The following is a 22,232-nucleotide window of genomic DNA, read 5'->3' on the forward strand; positions in this document are numbered from 1 at the left end:
GTCTTTACCGCCTACTGCATCTGCTTTGTTGTGCGTTCAATCACAAGCCGGTATCGGCCCATGCTCGCCCATCTGTCGGTGATCAATTGTTCAACCGCATCCAGACGCGCATCTGTCGTGGCCGACGTTTCGCCATTTGCAAAATACGACAGGCGAATAATCGACGGGGTATCCTTGACCTGTTCCAGCAATGCCATGATCCCCTGCTCAAGCCGATCAACAGGCTCTGTTGTGCCCGACTGATAGGCGGCTGCTGTCAGGTCAATACCAACAACCCGACCAATCGAAGCGCCAAAGTTCATTTCGGTCACGATGCCTGCGGTCAAACGCATGACAAGAGGGTTCTCAGTGGTCATTCGGTAACCCGTTGGCAAAGAACGCGTATCAACTTTCAACGCAAAGTTTGTGCCAATCGCTCCCGGCAACTCGGCGGCGGGGATGCTAAAGCGACCATATTGATCTGTGGTGATGATTGTGCCCGTTGGCGTCACAAGACGGACACCGGCCAGGCCCGGTTCACCTTCAAGATCGGCTTCAATCGCCTCGCCGCCAAATTTGCCCGACAAAGGTGCGTCAAAATCGGTGATCGGGCCGCGGGAACTCAACACATTACTGTCAGCGGGCGGGTTCTGGTACCCGTCCATGTTGCGGTCATCAAAGACTTTGCCAATGACGTCCGACGCATCGAACACCGCTTCGGGTCTTCTCCTGATCGTTGCGGCGGCCCGGTTTGTAATTACAATACCGGTTTCTGGATCAATCACGGCAGCGGTGTTCACAATGTCACCGCTTGGAGCAGCGCTCGTCACACGTGTTTGCAACGTGATTGTCACCGTTCCATTCGCCGGCACAAGCACATCCGTAAAGTCCAGCGTGCGTCCTTCGACTGTGGGTTCAACAGGAACGCCACCGACGGTCGCCGTATCAGGCGTGTAAACCAGCCCAACCGGCAAGCTGTCCCGAACTGTCACAGGTCCAACCTCACCATCGGTATTGTTGGTCACGATGATCTCAAATGGAGCACTGCCCCCAACGACAACGTCGCGGATCAACGCATTCTTCGCAATCTGCAACGAGCCGATTGGCACCGCTGGCACGATCGCCAAATTCTGATCGGTCAGGACAGTCCCAATACCAAAGTCGAGGTCAGGGATTGTGCCCAATACTTCTGCAGTGTCAGGATCTATGAAGCTAAGAACAAAGTCGTCGCCAACCGCGAAATCCGTCATCTCATAGAAGCCATCAGCGTCGGTGACCGTCTCTGCGATCAGATTGCCGTCAGGATCGCGCAGTTCGACGATAACGCCGGGCAAGAGCTCATCAACGGTCGGATCAAACGTATCACTGGCGTTATTGTCGTTGAACGCAAGGCCGCTAATGCCGGTCCCCGTGGCAGGGTATGTAATCGTCACACTTGCAGGATCCGAGGTTAACTCAGTCGTATCGGTGATCGTATAGTCCACAGGTGTTGGATTGCCTGTAAAGGCCGGCTCAGCTGTGAAGGTGATTGCACCGCTATCAGGATCAATCGTCCAGACACCCTGCCCGTCGACCTCTAGCCGGTCTGGGTCTCCATCCATGTCGGTGTCCACCGCTGCGGGATCGACAAAGGCGACTGTCGTAGGATCAATGTCATCGTCCGGATCAGTGTCGTTGAACAACACATCTACGATCGTTGGCACGCCTGGAACGCCCGTCTGGGCATCATCCTCTGCAACAGGCGGCGCCTGGTCAAAGTCCAGCGTGATGCTTGCCTCATTTGATGGGTTTCCATCATTGTCAGACACTGTGTAGACCGCTGGTGTCGGATCATCGACATACCCGTCATTCGGCGTAAAGGTTACAATGCCACTATCGGCAATCGTCCAAACACCCTCGTCAGGCACAGTCAGGGTTTTGCCACCGTCCGTAACTTCTGATCCCGCTGGCGCATCAGTTCCAGTGAAGACAACTGTGCTTGGCACCAGATCTCCGTCTGGATCAACATCGGCGCCGTTGCCGTTGTCGATGAGCGGGTTAACGTCCACCGGCGTATTTGTCGGCAAACCAGTCACGACATCATCAAAGGCGACAGGCGGATCAGGGAGGACATCAACCGTCGCTGTCGTTGTCGCACAGTTTTCTGCGGTACCCACCGTATTAAGCGCTTCACACACCTCATAAGTGATCACATAGACACCTTGAGGCGTGCCAGCAGGAACATCAACAGTGCCATCCGCAATATCCAAGACAGGCACAAGCCCGCCACCAATTGGCGTCGCAGGTGTCAGAACCTCCAGAGTGATCTCGCCGGACGCAAGGTCTGCAGGCGTTAGCAATTCACCGTTGAGCCGGTCATTCTCGACCACAGACAGCACGTCGTCGGCTCCGGTTGCACCATCAATGCCATCAATACTATCCGGCTCCGCCACAATCTCCGGCGCTTCCACCAGTACCTCGACCGTGGCCGTGTCGCAATTGCCCGTCGCCGGGTTCGTGCTTGTGTCCGCATTTGCATCTTCGCACAGCTGATAGGTCACCGTGTAAGGACCCGCAGGCGTGCCTGCAGGCACACTCAGCGTGCCGTCATCCGCAATCGTCACGCCGGTCAGACCACCATCATCATTGATCAGAATCGTCGTCAGCGCCGGGTCAATCGGATCATCGTTGAGCGTGTCATTGGTCAGCACATTGCCCGCATCGCCACCATCAGCCCCATTGACCGGAGCGGCCGTGAAGTCATCATTCTCCGCAACAATATCGGGCGCTTCCACCAGCACCTCGACCGTGGCCGTGTCGCAATTGCCCGTCGCCGGGTTCGTGCTTGTGTCCGCATTTGCATCTTCGCACAGCTGATAGGTCACCGTGTAAGGACCCGCCGGCGTGCCCGCAGGCACACTCAGCGTGCCATCATCCGCAATCGTCACGCCGGTCAGACCACCATCATCATTGATCAGGATCGTCGTCAGCGCCGGATCAATCGGATCATCGTTGAGCGTGTCATTGGTCAGCACATTGCCCGCATCGCCACCATCAGCCCCATTGACCGGAGCGGCCGTGAAGTCATCATTCTCCGCAACAATATCGGGCGCTTCCACCAGCACCTCGACCGTGGCCGTGTCGCAATTGCCCGTCGCCGGGTTCGTGCTTGTGTCCGCATTTGCATCTTCGCACAGCTGATAGGTCACCGTGTAAGGACCCGCAGGCGTGCCTGCAGGCACACTCAGCGTGCCATCATCCGCAATCGTCACGCCGGTCAGACCACCATCATCATTGATCAGGATCGTCGTCAGCGCCGGATCAATCGGATCATCGTTGAGCGTGTCATTGGTCAGCACATTGCCCGCATCGCCACCATCAGCCCCATTGACCGGAGCGGCCGTGAAGTCATCATTCTCCGCCACAATATCAGGCGCTTCCACCAGCACCTCGACCGTGGCCGTGTCGCAGTTGCCCGTCGCCGGGTTCGTGCTTGTGTCCGCATTTGCATCTTCACACAGCTGATAGGTCACCGTGTAAGGACCCGCCGGCGTGCCCGCAGGCACACTCAGCGTGCCGTCATCGGCAATCGTCACGCCGGTCAGACCACCATCATCATTGATCAGGATCGTCGTCAGCGCCGGGTCAATCGGATCATCGTTGAGCGTGTCATTGGTCAGCACATTGCCCGCATCGCCACCATCAGCCCCATTGACCGGAGCGGCCGTGAAGTCATCATTCTCCGCAACAATATCGGGCGCTTCCACCAGCACCTCGACCGTGGCCGTGTCGCAATTGCCCGTCGCCGGGTTCGTGCTTGTGTCCGCATTTGCATCTTCGCACAGCTGATAGGTCACCGTGTAAGGACCCGCAGGCGTGTCCGCAGGCACACTCAGCGTGCCATCATCCGCAATCGTCACGCCGGTCAGACCACCATCATCATTGATCAGAATCGTCGTCAGCGCCGGATCAATCGGATCATCGTTGAGCGTGTCATTGGTCAGCACATTGCCCGCATCACCGCCATCAGCCCCATTGACCGGAGCGGCCGTGAAGTCATCATTCTCCGCAACAATATCGGGGATGGCAGCCACAGTCAGGGTAGCGGTAGCGGTGGCACAATTCAAAGGATTGGCGATCTCACAGATCTGGTAAGGGATCGAATAAGGTCCTGGGGTCGTTCCCTCTGCAACATCTATGCTGCCGTCAGCATTAAGCGTGATACCCGTCGGCAACGTGCCAGTTGCTGCAACGGTAACGGTTGTTGTTGTGGCAGGATCACTGGCGGCCGTGTTGGGATCATCCAACGTATCCGGCCCGTTCCCGTTATCGCCCAAAACATTCAGTACATTTGTTGAGTCTGCTGCATTTGACACGGTCGGGCCAATGTCGTCCTCAGCATTTATCGGGATCGGCAGCCAATCGAACAGGTAGTATGCAAGCGTGACCGTATTACCGGAACTCACGGCGCCCTTCCCGACAATATACTCGATGCGGTCCACAAGGACATCGTCTGGAAATGTTACGCGATACTCTCGCAGACGCTCATCCCCACTGCCGCTGGAAGGACCCAAAAGAACAGCGGAGACACCGTCATTCGATACGAGTGAGACCGATCCGGTAAAGGCGTCAAAGTAGTCATCTTGCAACGTGACTGGGGCACCCTGATAGAGCGCCCTGATCCGCACAGTGTCCCCGTTGTCGAGCCCCCCTGATAGAAGGTCAGCCCAGCCACACCACGTGTGAAACGCATGACGTATTCTGCGACATCGCCATTGGGAAAATCAGTATTCTCCGGCTGATTCCACAGTTGTTGGACACCATCCTGCACCTGGAATTGGACCCCGCCCGCCCAATTTGCTCTGCTGCCTGCAGGAAAACCGTAGTCAAAATCGAATTGCGCCGTGTTCCACCCACCAGGGCCACTGCCGCTGCCTACATCATCGATGGTGCCCGACGCCGTTGGTGAAGAGTTAAAGGCCGTATTAAACGGGTCACTGTCATTCAATGTCGCGAATTGGGCGTTTGCTGATGTCGATACGGCGCAAAGCAACAAAAACGCCATCAAGATTAGTTTTCCAAAACCATTTCCTGATGACTGGAGCCATGTTTTCGTCATTGAATTTTCCTCAGTCCCAATCGTGGTATTCTTGTTTTTGCATCGACGCATGCCCGGCCCCTGTCAGGCGAAACAACACTTTGTTCGGCCTGACGGCAACGTAGCCATTTGGACAGGCCACCGAAAATGTTGCCGCCGTGTCGTTGACGCAATCACCAGGATATTCAGCGCGTCTCGGCCGGACAAAATCGACTGCGAGGTCGCAGACCCACATCCGCAAACCAAGGTCGAACCGATTCGGGAAAATTGGTGTTTCGTCATTGCCCGCCCCCGCGACGCCAGATGTCCTTTGCCGGATTAGACGGCGTCTTAGCCCAGCCACCACAATAGCTAACAGATGATCCCAAACTTGTGACTAGAAAAAATAGTTCCCAAAAAGCATGCACTTAGCGAGAAGCAACGCCGAGCACACCACCGAACACCCAAAACGATGAAACTGTAAGCAAACGCGCAAACATTAGCCGGACAATTCGCTGTTTCCTCCCCTATTCTTGGTCGATTTGACGCGCGCGGCCAAAACGAGCACTGGAACGTAACTTTTCAGGACAAATACCTTAATATTTCGATCAGCGACAAATTGCCGATGAAGTGCGCTTTGCGCCATTTCAAAGGTTAACGGAGAACTGATCCTAAACCTCAGGCGGCGTGCTACACTGCACCGCAATAGACGCAGGCGATTTCGCAACAGCATAGAGTATGCCACCGTCATCCACGTTGTTCTCATTCGTGTCATTGTCGCATTCGGTTTACCTTCCACCCCTTTCGCTCTACGCCATGAGAGCAGACATCCAGTGGCGGGAGCATTTGAATGAACGAGTGGTGGCGGAGCGCGGTGATCTATCAAGTCTATCCGCGGTCCTATCAAGACAGCACCGGCGACGGCGTTGGGGATCTTGCTGGTATTACCCATCGACTTGATCATATTGCGGAGCTTGGCGTGGATTGCATCTGGTTGTCCCCTATCTTCGCATCACCGCAGGCTGACATGGGCTATGATGTTTCTGACTATCTTTCAGTCGACCCTCTGTTTGGGGACCTCGCTGCATTTGATGCGCTAATCGCAGGCGCGCATGCCCATGGGCTGAAGGTGATTGTCGATCAGGTGTTGTCGCACACGTCTGACAAGCATGACTGGTTCAAACAATCGCGTGTCAACCGGAACAACGACAAAGCCGATTGGTATGTCTGGGCAGATCCATTGCCAGATGGATCGCCGCCAACAAACTGGCACAGCCATTTTGGCGGCCCTGCATGGGAATTCGACCCGCAGCGTGGGCAATACTATTTGCACAACTTTCTACCGTCCCAGCCCGATCTGAATTTTCACAATCCCGACGTTGTTGATGCAATGCTGGAAACCTGCAAGTTCTGGCTGGATCGTGGGTTGGACGGGTTCCGCCTTGATACGGTGAACTACTATTTCCACGATCAAAAGCTGCGCTCAAACCCGCCCGCACAGGCGAAGCCGCAAGTGATGGCGACGGACCTCTATGGGATGCAAAGCAACATCTATAACAAAACCAGGCCCGAGAACCTGCATTTTCTGGAGCGTTTGCGCGCTTTGACCGATCAATATGACGATATAATGATGGTGGGCGAAGTTGGCGAAATGGGACGCCGCTCGATTGAAATTATGGGCGAATACACCCAAGGCACCGAACGTCTGCACATGGCCTATAGCTTTGCGATGTTGGGCCCTGACTTTAGCGCCGAACATTTTCGCAACTGTATCGAGGGTTTCCAATCCGGCGCGCCGGACGGTCACCCTTATTGGTCCTTCAGCAACCATGATGTGCCCCGCCAAGTGACACGCTGGGCGGACTATGCCGTGTCAGAGGATACGATTGCGCGCCTTGCCTGCGCGATGCTGATGTCATTCGAAGGCACCATCGGCATCTATCAGGGCGAAGAACTGGGACAGACAGAAACAGAGCTGGTGTTTGAAGAACTGACCGATCCACCCGCAATCCGTTTCTGGCCAGCCGTCAAAGGCCGTGATGGATGCCGCACGCCGATGGTTTGGGAGATGGACGCGCCAAACGCCGGGTTTTCCGACGGTCGGCCGTGGTTGCCCGTAAAGGCCCCACAAGCGGCAAAAGCCGTCGACCAACAGGGCCCCAATGGTATCATGTCTTACTACAAAGAGATGATTTCCTATCGCAAAGACAGCCCCGCATTGTCACGCGGCAAAACCACATTCATTTCTCTTGGGGAACCTTTGCTGGCGTTCACACGCGATCACCCTGATCAGACGTTGACCTGCATCTTCAATCTTTCCAAAGAACCGCAGAGGTTGCCAATCAAAGCAACCGCAAAAATCGCTGTCGGCCAAGCCGCAACGCTGTCGGATAGCGCAATCGAGTTGGGCGGAAACGGTTTTGCCTATCTTTCACACGGTCCTGAGGCACCGCTTCCCGTCAGGTAATCACATCGGGCGCATCGCGTCCTGTTATTGCTTGCAGATCCGACAGCGCCAGCGCGGCGTTCCGCACATTGGACAGCACCTTCGCCGGGTCATCCTGCAGGCGGTCAGGGTTTGTTTCCAATTGCTCCAGATACAGCCGGATGGTCGCGCCTTCCGTGCCTGTGCCGGACAAACGAAAGACAGCGCGCGCGCCCCCTTCGAACGCAATCCGAATACCCTGCCCCGCTGATTTTGACCCATCAACCGGGTCAAGATAGGCAAATTCATCGGCGGCTTCGATCACCATTTTGCCAACTTGGCTACCCGCCAAGGTCGCAAGCTTGGAGCGCAAACCGTCCACCATCTCTGCGGCCTTGTCGCTCTCCACATCTTCATAGTCGAGACGGGAATAATAACAGCGGCCATGCGCTGTCCAAAGATCCGTCATCAGCTCTGGCACTGACTTTCCAGTCTCAGCCAGAATATTGAGCCACAAAAGAACAGCCCAAAGCCCATCCTTTTCACGCACATGATCAGAACCGGTGCCTGCGCTCTCTTCACCGCAAAGGGTCACTTTGCCAGCGTCCAGAAGGTTGCCAAAGAACTTCCACCCGGTTGGTGTTTCAAAGCATGCAATACCAAGATGCTCGGCCACGCGATCGACCGCACGGGATGTGGGCATGGATCGGGCGACCCCAGACAAACCAGTCCGATACGCCGGGGCAAGATGCGCATGCGCCGTCAACAGTGCCAGACTGTCAGACGGCGTGACGTAGGCCGCCCGCCCAACAATCATATTGCGATCCCCATCGCCATCAGATGCCGCGCCAAAGTCGGGTGCATCTGCGCCATACATCTTGTCCATCAGTGTCTTGGCCCAGATTGGGTTGGGATCAGGATGCCCTTTCCCAAAATCAGGGCTTGGCGTGCCATTAACTACCGTGCCCTTGGCGGCACCCAGCGTATCTTCAAGGATCGCATGGGCATAGGGTCCGGTGACGGCATGCATGGCGTCAAAGCACATGGTGAAACCCCTTGCGAACAAGGCGCGAATTTTGTCGAAATCAACGATCGTTTGCATCAACGCCGCGTAGTCGGCAACCGAATCGACAATTTCGACAGCCATACTTTCAAGGGTTTGGCTGCCAACGATGCCAAGATCGATATCGCCCGCCGCTGTAATCCTATAAAGATCAAGCGACTTGGTACGTTCAAAAATCTTATCGGTGACCGCTTCGGAGGCAGGGCCACCGTTGGGCCCATTGTATTTCAAACCAAAGTCGGCATCGGCACCGCCGGGGTTGTGACTGGCTGACAGGATCAAACCGCCATCAGCGCCCCGCAATCGGATCAGATGCGATGCCGCGGGTGTCGATAAAATCCCATCTTGCCCGACAATGCACTTTGCCGCGCCATTGGCCGCGGCCATGCGCAGGATGATCTGGATCGCCTGATCGTTAAAAAAGCGACCGTCTCCGCCGACCACCAGTGTCTTACCTGCGATTCCACCAATCCCATCGAAGGTCGACTGGACGTAGTTTTCGAGGAAATGAGGGCGCCTGAAGACTGACGTTTTCTTGCGCAGGCCGCTCGTACCCGGCTTTTGCCCTTCTATCGGCGTGGTCCGCACGTTTTGCATCGGCATATCTCGTCCTTCCATTCGTCTTATGCGCAGCCTAACCGTCTACGGCTTCTTGTGAAAACACCACGACACTGTCCGCCGCCACGCCCATTCCCGGCGTGACCTTGATTGCGTCCTCTTGGCTGGTGTCAAAGCGGCGCACCCAAGTATCGCCACTTGGCAAATCGGGTGCCGCAATCTCAACCGCTTTCCCGCGGTTGAGAACGACCAGCAACGCCCCTTCCCTTCTGACGTATTCAGGTGAGCCAGACGCCATGCGCATTTCAGCGACCAACGTATCAAGGTCGGGATTGTCCCAGTCTTCTTGCTTCATCGGGTCACCGTTCGCCCGGCGCCAGAACAGGTCGGGCTCGCCGTCAATCAGCCGTTGGCGTGAATGCAAAAAACGGGTCTGGCGCAGCAATGGGTGCATCTTACGGAACGCGATGGCTTGCTGGCAAAACGTAAAGAAGGGATCGTCCTTCTCCGGCCAGTTGATCCAGCCAATTTCATTGTCCTGGCAGTACGCGTTGTTATTGCCACTTTGTGAGTTACTGACTTCGTCCCCGGCCAGCATCATCGGCGTACCCTGCGACAGCATGAGCGTCGCCATCATGTTGCGCTTGCGCCGTGTTCGGGCCGCGTTGATTTTGACGTCGGTCGTTGGACCTTCGACACCCATGCTATCGGAATGGTTGTTGTCGTGTCCGTCGCGGTCGTCTTCACCATTGGCCAAATTGTGTTTGCGACTGTAGCTGACTGTATCCTGCAGAGTAAAACCGTCATGCGCGGTCAGGAAGTTCAATGACGCCGTGGCCGCCCGGCCGTCATGATCAAAATAGGGGGCGGACCCAACCAACCGTTCCGCCACTTCACGCACCTTGCCGGCGTCACCACGCCAGAACTCTCTGACGTTGTCGCGGTATTTGTCGTTCCATTCCGCAAAAGGCGCAGGATAAGCACCCAACTGATAGCCGCCCGGCCCAATATCCCAAGGTTCGGCAATCAGTTTGACTTGATTGAGCACAGGATCCTGCCCAATGGCCCGGAAGAATGGCCCATCGCGTTCGAACCCGCGCGCCGTACGGCCCAAAGCCGAACATAGGTCAAAGCGGAAACCATCGACGTGCATGACCTCTACCCAATAGCGCAGACTGTCCATAACCAGCCGAATAACAAAGGGATTTTCGAAATCCAGCGTATTTCCGCATCCAGCATCATCAATGTAATAGCGCGGGTTGTCGGCCAACCGATAGTAGCTGGCATTGTCCAACCCGCGAAACATCAGCGTTGGGCCCATCTCGGACCCTTCGGCTGTGTGATTGTAAACAACATCGAGGATCACCTCGATCCCTGCCGAATGAAAGCGGCGCACCATCTGCTGAAACTCAGCAATATCAGCGCCCTGCATGTAGCGCGGATCAGGAGCGAAGAACCCGTAGGTCATATACCCCCAATAGTTCGTCAATCCGCGATCAAGCAGGAATTTTTCGTTCAGAAACGCTTGGACTGGTAGCAACTCAATGGCGGTCACACCCAGATTGTTAAGGTGTTCGAGGATCGGATCAGAAGCCATTGCCAGATAGGTCCCGGGATTGGGAATATCGGTGCGTCCGGCCGTTAGCCCTTTGACATGCGCCTCATAGATGATTGAGCTTTCCATGGGGTGCCGTGGCTCTGCCGCGTTTTCCCAGTTGAACAACGGGTCTACTACAACGCTGCGCGGCATGTAGGGGGCGCTATCGGCCTTGTTAAAGCTAAGGTCCTTTTCTTTGTGTCCGGGCTTATAGCCAAAAAGTGCGTCGTTCCACGTGGGATGATCTGTCAATTGCTTAGCATAGGGATCAATCAGAAGCTTATAAGGGTTGAACCTGTGCCCCGCCTTGGGGTCATAGGGACCATCCATCCGAAACCCATATTGCTGGCCTGCTTTCATACCGGGAAAATAACCGTGCCAGACATGGCCTTCGCGTTCTGGTAGCGTGACGATCTGATGCTCGTTTCCATCATCGTCGAACAGGCACAACATCACTTTGGTCGCATAGCGCGAAAAGACAGCAATGTTCACGCCATCGGGATCCAGGGTCGCCCCCAGTGGGGTTGGGCGTCCCGGTCGTATCTCAAAGGGTCCGATGTTCAATGCTAGGTCTCGATCAGGCTGTCGTAGATGTCTTTATATGCGGCGGCGGACGTCTCCCAGCCCACGGGTTGCTTCATGGCATTGCGCTGCATGGCTTTCCAGCCCTTACGATCACGATAAAGCCCATCAAGCCGCACAAAGGCATTGGCAAGGGCCTGCGCACTGATTGGAAAGAACTGCAATCCGGTTGCAACGCCGCAGGAAAGTGCGGCAGGTGATGCATTAATCACCGTATCGGCCAATCCGCCCGTCAGGGCGACGAGCGGCAGTGTGCCATAGCGCAACCCATACAGCTGTGTCAGCCCGCAAGGCTCAAACCGCGACGGCACAAGAATGACGTCACCACCCGCCATCATCTGATGCGATAAGGCTTCATCGTAGCCGATCTTCACCGACATATTTTCGAAACGATCTGAGGCCTCTAGCAGAGAAACTTCAAGTTTTGGATCACCCGATCCCAGCAATGCAATCTGCCCACCACGATCAAGAAGGGCTGGCAAAGCATCAAGCAACAGATCAATGCCCTTTTGCGCGGTCAAACGTGACACCAAGACACAAAGGGGGCCGTCAGACGCCCCCAAACCAAAGGTCTTTTGCAGCGCTTTTTTGTTCACAGCTTTGCCCGCAATGGACTTGTAGGGGGCGATGTTTGGATCAGTCTGTGGGTTCCAGACATTCAGGTCGATACCATTCACGATGCCCGATAGATCCGCTTGTCGTGCCCGCAGCACACCATCCATACCAATCCCAAACTCTGGGGTCAGCAGTTCTTCGGCGTATGTTTGCGACACTGTATTGATCTTGGCCGCCCCGACCAACCCGGCTTTGAGTGCTGAGATTTGGCCCCAAAACTCAAAATACTCAGAGCGAAACCGTCCCGGGTCTAAGCCGAGAACATCAAGCTTTCTGGCGTCGGCGTTCCCGTGAAATGCAATGTTGTGGATTGTAAAGACAAATGGGGTCTGAATGCCCAGCCCCTGCATATATTCTGGCGTCAGGCCCGCTTGCCAATCGTGGCCATGTACGACGTCTGGCACCCAGTCACCCACCCCATCGGCCGCAATCATCGCGCCCACTTTGCAAAGCGCGCCGAACCGTTCGGCGTTGTCTGGCCAGTCCTGTCCCGTGGGATCCCCATAAATGGCACCATCGCGATCATAGAGGTGAGGCGCATCAAGAATAAGCAGGTCAAGGCCTGCAACCTGACAGGCCAACAGCTTTGCCGATCCACCAAAGAGATCCATGTAGCGTGCCACTGTTTTTGTCTTGCCGATCTGACCCAAAACCGTTCGGTACCCGGGCAACAAGACGCGGACATGCACGGCAAGGTCAGATAAGGCACCGGGCAAGGCGCCCGCCACATCAGCCAAGCCACCGGTCTTCACCAGTGGTGCACATTCGGACACTACGAACAGCGTCTTGGTCATCAGCCGGCAGCCCTTTTGTCCAACATTTCTTGTGTGATCAATGTAATACCGCGCTCTGTGACACGGAACCACTTGGCATCTTCGACCGGATCCTCGCCCACCACCAGGCCTTCGGGGATCACAACACCGCTGTCGACGACAACTTTGCGCAAGCGGGCAGATCGATGGACAACCACATTTGGCAAAACAACCGCATGATCAAGCACGGCGTAAGAGTTGGTATGTACGCTGGTAAAGAGCACCGAGTTACGTACTTCGGTGCCTGAAATAATACAACCGCCTGAAATCATGGATGAAATTGCCATGCCACGTCGATCACGTTCATCGTGAATAAACTTCGCCGGTGGCACGCTTTCGTTGTAGGTCCAGATCGGCCAATCCTTGTCCCACAGATCCAACTCCGGGGTAAAGTTTGTCAGATCGATATGTGCCTCCCAAAACGCATCGACCGTGCCAACATCTTTCCAATAGGCTGGCGCACCGTCGCTGCGCACGCAGCTTTCGTCAAATCGGTGCGCCATGGCTTTGCCGTTCTTGACGATATCGGGGATCAGATCGTTGCCAAAATCATTGGTTGAGTTTGGATCTTCGGCATCCTTAATCAGCAAGTCGCGCAAGAATGCCCAATCAAAGACATATATGCCCATCGAGGCGAGCGCCTTGTCGGGGTCTTCGGGCGTGCCGGGTGGATTGGTGGGCTTCTCCAGAAAGCTGGTGATCCGCCCTGCACTATCGGTGTCCATGACGCCAAATGCGGTGGCCTCCATCCGCGGGACAGTAAGGCAACCCACCGTGACGTCCGCGCCGGTGTCGACATGCTGTCGCAGCATGATTTCATAGTCCATTTTATAGATGTGATCGCCCGCTAGGATGATCACGAAATCTACGTTGTAGCTGTCGACAATATCAATGTTCTGGGTCACGGCATCCGCCGTGCCCTTGTACCAGCTTTCGTTTCCACCACGCTGGGACGCAGGCAAAACATCAAGGAATTCATTGCGTTCTGCACGAAAGAAGTTCCAGCCGCGTTGGGTGTGGCGAATAAGGCTATGTGCCTTGTACTGCGTCGCCACCGCCATTTTGCGAATACCAGAGTTCACAGCATTCGACAGCGCAAAATCGATGATCCTTGCCTTGCCCCCAAATGGAACCGCGGGCTTTACGCGCCTGTCGGTCAGTTCCTTCAGACGACTGCCCCGCCCCCGGCCAGTACAAAAGCCATTGATCGCTGCGTAAGACGCTTTGTCGGCATGTCTTCTCCCCCTCATTTGGTCTTAAGTGACTGTAACGCGTTTCTTCAAAACGACCACCGCAAGCGGAGGTAAGGTCAACGTCACAGAAAACCCCTGCCCGTCCACAGGTTTGGCCTCGGCCTCAAAGCCCCCAAGATTGCCGCGGTTTTCTCCGCCATAGACCTCAGCATCTGTGTTGAGCACTTCCTCCCAGGAACCAGGTTCTGGCACACCGACTTGAAAACCTGACCGCACGACGGGTGTAAAATTGCAAACAACAAGCACCGGGGCGTCACCGTCGTTCCCGTAGCGCAAAAAGCCCATCGTGGATTGTGAAGGATCATTGCACACCCAATCAAAACCACCCGCCTCGCAGTCTTTTGCGTGCAAAGCGGGCGCGCCGCGGTAAAGCGTGTTCAGATCGCGGACAAGCTGCTGAATGCCCCGGTTCGCGGGCTTGTCAGCGGCACCCCAATTCAATTCGGCGTCGTGGTTCCATTCCTCTGGCTGGGCAAACTCGCATCCCATGAACAAGAGTTTCTTGCCCGGCTGCGTCCACATGAACGCATAATAGGCGCGCAGGTTGGCAAATTTCTCCCAATCGTTGCCGGGCATTTTTGCAATCATTGATCCCTTGCCATGCACAACCTCATCATGGCTGATCGGCAGAATAAAATTCTCGGTGAACGCCCAGTCAATTGGGAAGGTCATCAGGTGGTGATCATATTGGCGGTAAATTGGGTCTTTCTCCATGTACCGCAACGTGTCGTTCATCCAGCCCATGTTCCATTTGTAGCCAAACCCAAGGCCGCCATCGTGAACAGGCTGGGACACAGCGGGAAAGGAGGTGCTTTCCTCGGCGACTGTCATGATGCTGGGCTCTGCACCATAAGCCGCAATGTTCATCTCTTGTAAAAAGGCGATGGCCTCATAGTTTTCCCGCCCGCCATCCTTGTTGGGCACCCATTCGCCATCATTGCGCGAGTAGTCACGATAAAGCATCGACGCCACCGCATCGACCCGCAACCCATCAAGATGGTATTCCTCCAGCCAATACAGCGCATTCGCCACAAGGTAGTTCTTCACCTCACGTCGCCCATAGTTGTAGATCAGCGTGTTCCAGTCTTGGTGAAACCCTTCACGCGGGTCGCTATGTTCATAAAGGGCGGTGCCGTCAAACTGAGCAAGGCCATGCGCGTCGGTTGGAAAATGGCCAGGCACCCAGTCCAGTAGCACACCAATGCCTGCAGCATGGGCCGCATCAACAAAGTCGCGAAACTCATTTGGCGGTCCAAACCGGATCGTTGGGGCATAAAGCCCCACAGGTTGATACCCCCAAGAGCCGTCAAACGGAAATTCGGAAACCGGCAACAACTCGATATGCGTAAACCCCATATATTTGACGTAAGACACCAGATCTCGCGCCAACTCTTGGTAGGATAGCGGTCGACCGTTGTCGTCATAGCGTCGACGCCAAGATCCCAGGTGCGCCTCATAAATCGAAATGGGTTGTGCGCGATCAACTTGGCTTGCCCGGTCTTTCATCCAAGATGCATCCGTCCAGCCATATCCCGCAATATCGCGAACGACAGACGCCTGCGCGGGTGGGTGCTGCGACCCAAACCCCAGCGGATCGGCCTTGTCGCGGACATGTCCATCAATACCGGTGACCTGATATTTGTAGAGCGCCCCATCACAGACACCGGGAAGAAACACCTCCCATACGCCTGTTTCGCCGGCAGGCCTCATTGGGTGTCTGCGCCCATCCCACGCATTGAAGTCGCCGATGACACTGACGCGTTTGGCGTTCGGTGCCCAGACAGCGAAGTGCACGCCGCTTGCGCCCTGATGTTTCGTGACATGTGCGCCCAGCGCGCGCCAAAGCTCTTTGTGGGTGCCCTCACCGATCAAATATTGATCAAAATCAGTCAGTACTGGAGCAAAAGAAAACGGGTCCCTCGTTGTGTGCTCAGCGCCGTCTGCATAGCGCATGGTGAGCGTGTACACCCCGCCGGTCACAGGAGCAGAAAAAACATCGTCTGAAATACGGTGCAATGGTGTTTGCTTTCCAGCAACGGTTGCGATGACCTCGGTCGCGTCGGGCTGGAACGTAGTGACCCAGCGTCGCTTTCCGCTCTTATGAGGACCAAGAACCTCGTAAGCCGATGAATGCGTGCCGCTTTGCAAAGATGATAAAGTGTCATCGGACAAAAAAGTCGGGCGTTCAGCGCAGCTGTTTTTCGTCATCGTCGTCACTCCGCCCTTCGAAACAACATCTCATACGTCGTCGCGCTACCACGACCCAATCACGTCCGACGCATGAACGTCAACCAAACCCAAGCAATGATTGCAGCAGGCGCAGCGGCATAAATGCCGAACCAAGTGATCTGTCGATGTTGAATGACACGCAGTCTCGATATGCTGATATGCGCTAAAATGGCTCAATCAACGCAGACACCTCTACTGAAAACCACTTCAGAGAACCATAAGCGCCGCCTTCAGATCCAAACAAGGCAGCTAACGTCCGACAACCATCTGATGTAATGGTGCCCACACGGACCCACATTTACTTTCTAACTAGTTACTTTCAATACATAAAATACGATCAACCGCACACAACACCCCCAATGATACCCCCAAAAATTTTCTTAGAGCCAATTTACTGGCATCAGTTGGCGTAGATATGCGTTTGAATATCCATGAATGCGCGCTTGATATCAGGGATAGCGCCGAGTGCATTCTTTGCACCATTAGTACCGCCATATCTGACACGCAAGAAGTCGCTGATTTTCGATAAGGCAAGTTCATCAACCCCGTGGATTTCATAGGCTGCTAGCACAGCTTCAAGAAAAGAGCGCATCTCTCCTTCAATCCCAGCCAACCCAATGTCGCGTGCCGCCCTTGCCCGTTGTGACCGTGCCAGTGGAACCAAAGTGAACTTGACGTAGGCCAGCACGTCAAATACATCGCTATTGGGCGCGTCAATCAACCGTTTCATGTCCTCCAAACGGTCAGCGTCATAGCTCCGATCCGCAAGCACCTTGAAGAATTGGACGCGGGTTTCGGGATTGCTCCAAATCGCACGCAAGTGATCTTCGTCTTTCACCAGATCACTAAGATCACCGAACAACTGCTGCATGAACTCTTCGCCAGAGATCATCTTTCCATCATGCGAAAAATAGGTCGTCGTCGCGATGTATTTGATTTGGCGCTCTTTGCCGTCCGCCAACTTTATCACGATCTTTGCTTCGGGTTCCGCACTCCGATCAGTTGGATCGCCCGGACCTACACCAGTCGGGCTTGAGGGCGGTCTTGGCGGTTTGGGATCATCGGGCGGCAACGGTTCCCCATCCCACTCAGGATCATTGAAATGTTCGTATGCCTTCACAAAATCAAAAACCGTGAAGAAATCTTTGCCCTCGAACGTGCGTGTCCCCCGCCCAACGATCTGCTTGAATTCGATCATCGACTTCACGGGCCGCATCAACACGATATTGCGGACGTTTCGAGCATCGACGCCAGTGGACAGCTTTTGCGAGGTGGTCAGGATCGTCGGGATGCTGCGCTCGTTGTCTTGGAACTCTCGCAAATGTTGCTCGCCCAGCGCACCGTCGTTGGCTGTCACGCGTTCACAATAGTGCGGATCGTCGATGTCTTTGATCTGGTTGATGTAGTCGCGCACGGCGGCGGCATGGTTTTGGGTCGCACAAAAAACAAGCGTCTTTTGGCGCGGGTTGATCTGATCCATGAACTCGTGAATGCGGCTTTGCTCGCGTTCGGGGATGACAATCTTCGAATTGATTTCGGCTTCGGTATACTCACAGTCGTCACAATTGCCTTTGCCGCTCATCGACACCTTCAAGCCGTGCTTTCGCAGGATCTTCTGGTAGTCGTGAGAGCAGTATTGCGATCTACGATCCGTGTGATGAATTCAGCCTTTGGGCGGTGACCTGAAGACGATGGCCATTTTCAGTGCTCGGATCGCTAGGTTCGGTAATCCCCCCATTAAAAATGGGGGGATTACCGGTTTCTGATGTGGGCAGGTAGCGGATTGCTACTTAGCGTTCATCCATTCAAAGGCAGACGTCGCCTGGATCGAAGGGTTGTGCGTCATTGGTCATAGTTCACCAAAGGCCCATCCATGCCGAGGGTCGAAGCATTGCGGGGTCCGTGGAGTATGCCGAAAAATAGACTGGCTTCGTTCCCGTCGAAAGGCAGATGATAAGGTAGAACCAGACCAGCATCTACGCAACCTGCATCAAGTGATGCAATTGCGGCGGGCGTTGCAGCGCGCAGTTGCGGACCAAGACTATCCAGCATGGGATCGTTAGGGGCGAGGGTCAAAACCTCGTTGGCCAGCCGTTGTACCTTGTCCGAATTTGATTGCGCATACGCCGCCAAGAACCCCTTTGCCGGAGGACTGCTATCCGCGACTGAGTGTAAAAGTTCAAGGGCATTGGGGAACGTGATCCGCGCCTCTGAAACGAGACCATCGAATGTGCTTACACCACAATTTCGCGCAAGTGATGCTAGTGCAACGTAAGTATTCGCTTGGGCAAGTGTCTCAGCTTGCCATAAGAATTCAGCCAGCGCTCCTCTGATGCCGGGGACAGTATCCGCTGCGTGCCCATAGCCAGACTGCATTGCTGCAATTACCGCTTCGATCAGGTTCCGAGGACCAGCGCAAACCTCATTGCGCCCGATCAGTCGACCTGAGGCTTCGGCATAGTCTGCCAGATCGGATGCCGATGTTACGCCTGATACCCCACCGCTAATCGCGGCCAAGCAGGCCTCATACACGCCATGTCCAACTTTCGCTGCAGTCGCCTTGACAGGATCTGGCGCAACAGGTTTGGCGCCCGCAATCAGAGTGATTTTCGGCGAGTGATACGCCGCATGCGCCACGCGAAGTGCATGCCAAACTCGGTCTTGTTGCGGTGCAGTGGCAGCAACTTCTTTTGACAGATGTTTGAAATAAGCAAGGACTTCTGCTTGCAGCGCCATAAAATGCCGTAACGCGGCAACATTCATGGGGAGCTCATGATTGCGCCGGACGCCGGGATAGCGGCATATGCTGTAGTCGTTCGCTGCAGGCGGCCACCGCAAAGAGCGCCCTTCCAATAGCGGTCGGCCCGTGGAGTCTTTCCCTTCCATGGGAAGAAAATATCGGACGATGCCCAATTTCAGCACATGCGTCAAATCTATTTGATACGCAGGATTAATCGGTGTCACGCGCTGTGTACCTCAACAAGGTTCCGCATTGCTGGGTCGAGATGATAGATGCGATCGGCCTCAGCGATCGTTGTCGCGCGATGTGCCGTCATCAATACGGTTTTGCCAAGCTGTCGCAGTGTCGCGAATATTTCGGTCTCTGTTGCTCCATCCAGATTGCCCGTGAACTCGTCCAGCACCAGAATGTCAGCACTCTGATAGAGCGCGCGCGCCAAGAACAACCTTTGACGTTCTCCAGCACTTAATGCGCTGCCATTACCAGTAACAGGCGTGTAAAGTCCGCCCCGCATTCGACTGACAAACCCTGTCGCAGATGCTTGGTCACAGGCCAATCTGACCCTTGCGAGGTCTGGGGCCGTTGCAAAACCGGTAATGTTTTGCACAACGGTGCCACTAAACAACTGGTCTTCCTGCATGACTGTTGCCACCACGCCATTCAGGGCAGACCTCGAATACCTTTCAAGCGGATGGCCTGCCCAGTGGATTGTTCCCTGCTCCACAGGATACAGACCCAGGATAAGTTTGAGCAAGGTGCTTTTCCCTGCCCCAGACGGGCCGGTGATTGCGACGATTTCAGATTTATTCACGGTCAAGTTTACCCGTGTCAGGACGCGTGGCTGATCTGCTTCGTACCGAAATGCGACATCCTTAAGCGCAAGCGCCTCGTTTGTAACGTTTTGTACATCTGCGCGGTTTGCTTCGTGATCCAAGCCAAAATCTGACAAGTGATCTGTCGGTTCAAGCGCCAATGTGCTCAGGTCACGCAGGTAAAGCGAAATATCCCACAGTCGCCCAACCTTGCTGGTAAATGCCGTCAGCATACCCGTCACGAGAAGGATATAGAACATCAACCCGAAGAACCCGCTTAACGTAAGCGTACCTTGAAGGTAGACGACGCAGCCTAAACCGACGAGTGAAAATCGCGTCATGGATAGGATCGCCTCACCAACCATCGCAGCCCGGCCGTCGAGTCGTCGCAGCGCAACCGTACTTTGTGAGGCGCGTTCATAACTCGTCTGCCAGATCAGATCCCGGATTGCTTCCAGACCGTTTGTCTTGATGACCTGCATGTTGTGAAGGTTTTCGCGCAGACAGGTGCCTTCTTCTGCGTAAGTTATCATGGATTGGCGCAATGGCACCTGCCTCTTACGCAAGATGGTAAGTACGGTCCCGAGATAAAGCGCTACAAATCCCACAAGGACGGCACCAACAAGTGGGCTAAGAAGAAAACACAAGGCCAGCAAAACGACCAACGTTGATAGCTCGACAAGCGCGTCGATGCTTCCTTCTGACAAAAGCGAGCGCACGATCCTGAGAGCGGAAAAATACTGCCCAATCATTCCTGTCGACTTCCGATGAAAAAATCTGAAATCAAGCCGTAGTATTGTTCGATTGAGGTATCTCGCCAGCACGTAGTCAATATCTTGGACGAATTGGTCGGTTAGCGACTGCCTCAGACCACGGAACACTGCGACGATAGCGACTGCCCCAGCCGCGACAAGAAGCGCGGGCCCTAGCATGTCTGGGTTCTGAGGTTGTAGTACGAATGCCATCACAAACTTGATGAACAGCGGAAAGAGAAAAAGCCCCAACTGGGTTCCCAGTGCGACGACCGCGATCAGCGCCAGCCGCCGCTTGGCACCGGGTAGCGCGGCAAGGATCGAAGCCAGACTTAACGACTTCAAGGCACCCAGATCACTGAAATCAGATTGTGATGCAAAGGATAAGGCAACCCCTGTGAAACGCGCTGACATCTCTGTGCGACCAAGCTCAACACGGCCTATGGCGGGATCTCGGACTAGAAATCGATCACCTTCCACGCGTTCCAGCACGACGAAGTGATACATCCCGACGTGCAGGATTGCCGGCAACGCCAGTTGCTTTAGGTGATCCAGTTCCAGCCGTACAGCGCGCCCTGTCATGCCCAGCTCCCTTGAGATGAGCAGAAGATCAAGAAGGCTTGTCCCATCTGCTGGGGTACGAAAGCGAGACTTCAACACTGCCAAATCTACAGGGTTACCAAAAATACTGCTAACAATCGCAAGAGAAGCTATCCCGCAGTCGGCGCGATCCTCCTGAAGAATGTCACGTTCAAACAACCCTAGATTAAATACTGTCACTTGCCTTTGCCCATCAACACATCAATCAGGTTTAGTTCGGCGACTGGCAGAAAGAATTGATGTGGCGTTACAGAACTGGGCGCGATGATTTGCAGGGGATCTGACGCTTGAAGAGAGATCACAGCAAAATCTTTCTCAAAAGTCACATCCCGGACTATCAAGCGTTCTGAGCCGGTCGAAAAGGTTGATGTCGGTTTCTGTGACCAGTAGATGTGGTCGTCTCCCGCCTGGATCGCTTCTGATATTCGCTGTCCGGTGGATGCCGTCACAGTTAGCACCGGCGCCGTTGGTGTGCCGGACATGACACCTTCAATGCGCGTGTTGAGTTTAATGGGAACGTTAAGCAGCATCGCGACAGCTAGAAAAACCGGAATTGAAAAAGCCCATGCAAGCGCAGGCGTGACCTTGTTACGCAACTCTACCTGTTGGAGAAACGCCGCTTCATTCACGGCATCATGCGCGGCACGTCGAAAGAGTTTATGCGCCTGGCCGCCCTCAAATGCCTCCGCCTTGTCGTCTCGTTTTGAATTAGTCACACAGCACCTGTTGCATCACCAACGCTCTAATTTCTGATGTACTGATTTATCATTTGATGTTACTCGCGATACACTAACGCGGGTGCCCCTTCCCAACTACTGTTTCAGGAAGGGGCTTGTGATCAGGACATAAAGCCGCCACCACCACCGCCGCGTGACGCGGACAGGCGTCCGCCAGACACAAGAAGCATCTCTTCTTTTGTCAGCTCGCGAATTGCGGGGGCTTTTGTCTCTTCATTGATTTCTTTTTTCATCTTCTTACTCCAAATGGTTTCAGAATACACCGCAACGCCTTCACGGCGCCACGGATGAAAAGAACTATATACACTTTTAGTGCGAAAACAACGCGCCGCCTTTCAATCGGCAGGAAACTGCACGATTAGATAAATCTCTGCAAGAAGGAATGGTTTCGCGGGAGCACAAGATTAAAGAAAGCATGATTG

The 22,232-nt window shown here is 54.7% G+C and carries 10 protein-coding genes and 3 pseudogenes; 1 reads left to right on the forward strand and 12 read right to left on the reverse strand.

What is annotated here, in order from left to right; genetic code table 11:
• Window positions 1-11: 11 nt before the first annotated feature.
• Window positions 12-4,646, reverse strand: a complete 4,635-nt coding sequence (locus ACZ1G5_RS02330) for a hypothetical protein (protein ID WP_472731328.1) — start codon at window positions 4,644-4,646, stop codon at window positions 12-14.
• Between the two features lie 1,239 nt (window positions 4,647-5,885).
• Here ACZ1G5_RS02330 and ACZ1G5_RS02335 point away from each other — a divergent pair.
• On the forward strand, window positions 5,886-7,502 hold the full coding sequence (locus ACZ1G5_RS02335; RefSeq protein ID WP_472731329.1) for an alpha-glucosidase: 1,617 nt from the start codon (window positions 5,886-5,888) through the stop codon (window positions 7,500-7,502).
• Here ACZ1G5_RS02335 and ACZ1G5_RS02340 read toward each other — a convergent pair.
• The 11 genes and pseudogenes from ACZ1G5_RS02340 to ACZ1G5_RS02390 all read right to left on the reverse strand — a co-directional run bounded on the left by ACZ1G5_RS02340 (window position 7,495) and on the right by ACZ1G5_RS02390 (window position 22,043).
• Window positions 7,495-9,126, reverse strand: coding sequence for an alpha-D-glucose phosphate-specific phosphoglucomutase (locus ACZ1G5_RS02340; RefSeq protein ID WP_472731330.1), 1,632 nt, complete (start codon window positions 9,124-9,126; stop codon window positions 7,495-7,497). The two genes, ACZ1G5_RS02335 and ACZ1G5_RS02340, sit on opposite strands and share 8 nt — an antisense overlap.
• A gap of 31 nt (window positions 9,127-9,157) precedes the next feature.
• The gene (glgX, locus tag ACZ1G5_RS02345; RefSeq protein WP_472734257.1) at window positions 9,158-11,236 is read right to left on the reverse strand and encodes a glycogen debranching protein GlgX; all 2,079 of its coding nucleotides are present in this window, start codon (window positions 11,234-11,236) and stop codon (window positions 9,158-9,160) included.
• An 8-nt stretch (window positions 11,237-11,244) separates the two neighbouring features.
• A complete protein-coding gene (gene glgA, locus ACZ1G5_RS02350) occupies window positions 11,245-12,669 on the reverse strand; it encodes a glycogen synthase GlgA (protein WP_472731331.1) in 1,425 nt (474 codons plus the stop codon).
• Window positions 12,669-13,921 (reverse strand): annotated as a pseudogene (glgC, locus tag ACZ1G5_RS02355) (glucose-1-phosphate adenylyltransferase). Before glgC ends, glgA begins: the two are co-directional and overlap by 1 nt.
• Before the next feature lie 22 nt (window positions 13,922-13,943).
• Window positions 13,944-16,148, reverse strand: a complete 2,205-nt coding sequence (gene glgB / locus ACZ1G5_RS02360) for a 1,4-alpha-glucan branching protein GlgB (RefSeq protein ID WP_472731332.1) — start codon at window positions 16,146-16,148, stop codon at window positions 13,944-13,946.
• Window positions 16,149-16,569: 421 nt separating this feature from the next.
• Window positions 16,570-17,727 (reverse strand): annotated as a pseudogene (locus tag ACZ1G5_RS02365) (type I restriction-modification enzyme R subunit C-terminal domain-containing protein); the annotation flags it as partial.
• Window positions 17,725-17,892 (reverse strand): annotated as a pseudogene (locus ACZ1G5_RS02370) (DDE-type integrase/transposase/recombinase); the annotation flags it as partial. The pseudogenes ACZ1G5_RS02370 and ACZ1G5_RS02365, both read right to left, overlap by 3 nt.
• Window positions 17,893-18,011: 119 nt before the next feature.
• Window positions 18,012-18,932 (reverse strand): hypothetical protein, encoded by a 921-nt coding sequence (locus tag ACZ1G5_RS02375; RefSeq protein ID WP_472731333.1) that lies wholly within the window; start codon window positions 18,930-18,932, stop codon window positions 18,012-18,014.
• Window positions 18,933-19,129: 197 nt separating this feature from the next.
• Window positions 19,130-21,253 carry a peptidase domain-containing ABC transporter gene (locus ACZ1G5_RS02380; protein ID WP_472731334.1) on the reverse strand — a complete coding sequence of 708 codons (2,124 nt, stop codon included), beginning with the start codon at window positions 21,251-21,253 and terminating at the stop codon, window positions 19,130-19,132.
• The gene (locus ACZ1G5_RS02385) at window positions 21,250-21,702 is read right to left on the reverse strand and encodes a hypothetical protein (RefSeq protein ID WP_472731335.1); all 453 of its coding nucleotides are present in this window, start codon (window positions 21,700-21,702) and stop codon (window positions 21,250-21,252) included. Before ACZ1G5_RS02385 ends, ACZ1G5_RS02380 begins: the two co-directional genes overlap by 4 nt.
• Window positions 21,703-21,911: 209 nt before the next feature.
• Window positions 21,912-22,043, reverse strand: coding sequence for a hypothetical protein (locus ACZ1G5_RS02390; RefSeq protein ID WP_472731336.1), 132 nt, complete (start codon window positions 22,041-22,043; stop codon window positions 21,912-21,914).
• Window positions 22,044-22,232: the final 189 nt, after the last annotated feature.

Source organism: Yoonia sp. JB2-21 (genome assembly GCF_055693545.1).

Bases quoted from the DNA above. Each gene is read 5' to 3' on its own strand.
- ACZ1G5_RS02375 (WP_472731333.1), bottom strand. From the start codon at position 18,932: ATGAATGTTGCCGCGTTACGGCATTTTATGGCGCTGCAAGCAGAAGTC.
- glgB (WP_472731332.1), bottom strand. From the start codon at position 16,148: ATGACGAAAAACAGCTGCGCTGAACGCCCGACTTTTTTGTCCGATGAC.
- ACZ1G5_RS02340 (WP_472731330.1), bottom strand. From the start codon at position 9,126: ATGCCGATGCAAAACGTGCGGACCACGCCGATAGAAGGGCAAAAGCCG.
- ACZ1G5_RS02390 (WP_472731336.1), bottom strand. From the start codon at position 22,043: ATGAAAAAAGAAATCAATGAAGAGACAAAAGCCCCCGCAATTCGCGAG.
- glgA (WP_472731331.1), bottom strand. From the start codon at position 12,669: ATGACCAAGACGCTGTTCGTAGTGTCCGAATGTGCACCACTGGTGAAG.
- ACZ1G5_RS02335 (WP_472731329.1), top strand. From the start codon at position 5,886: ATGAACGAGTGGTGGCGGAGCGCGGTGATCTATCAAGTCTATCCGCGG.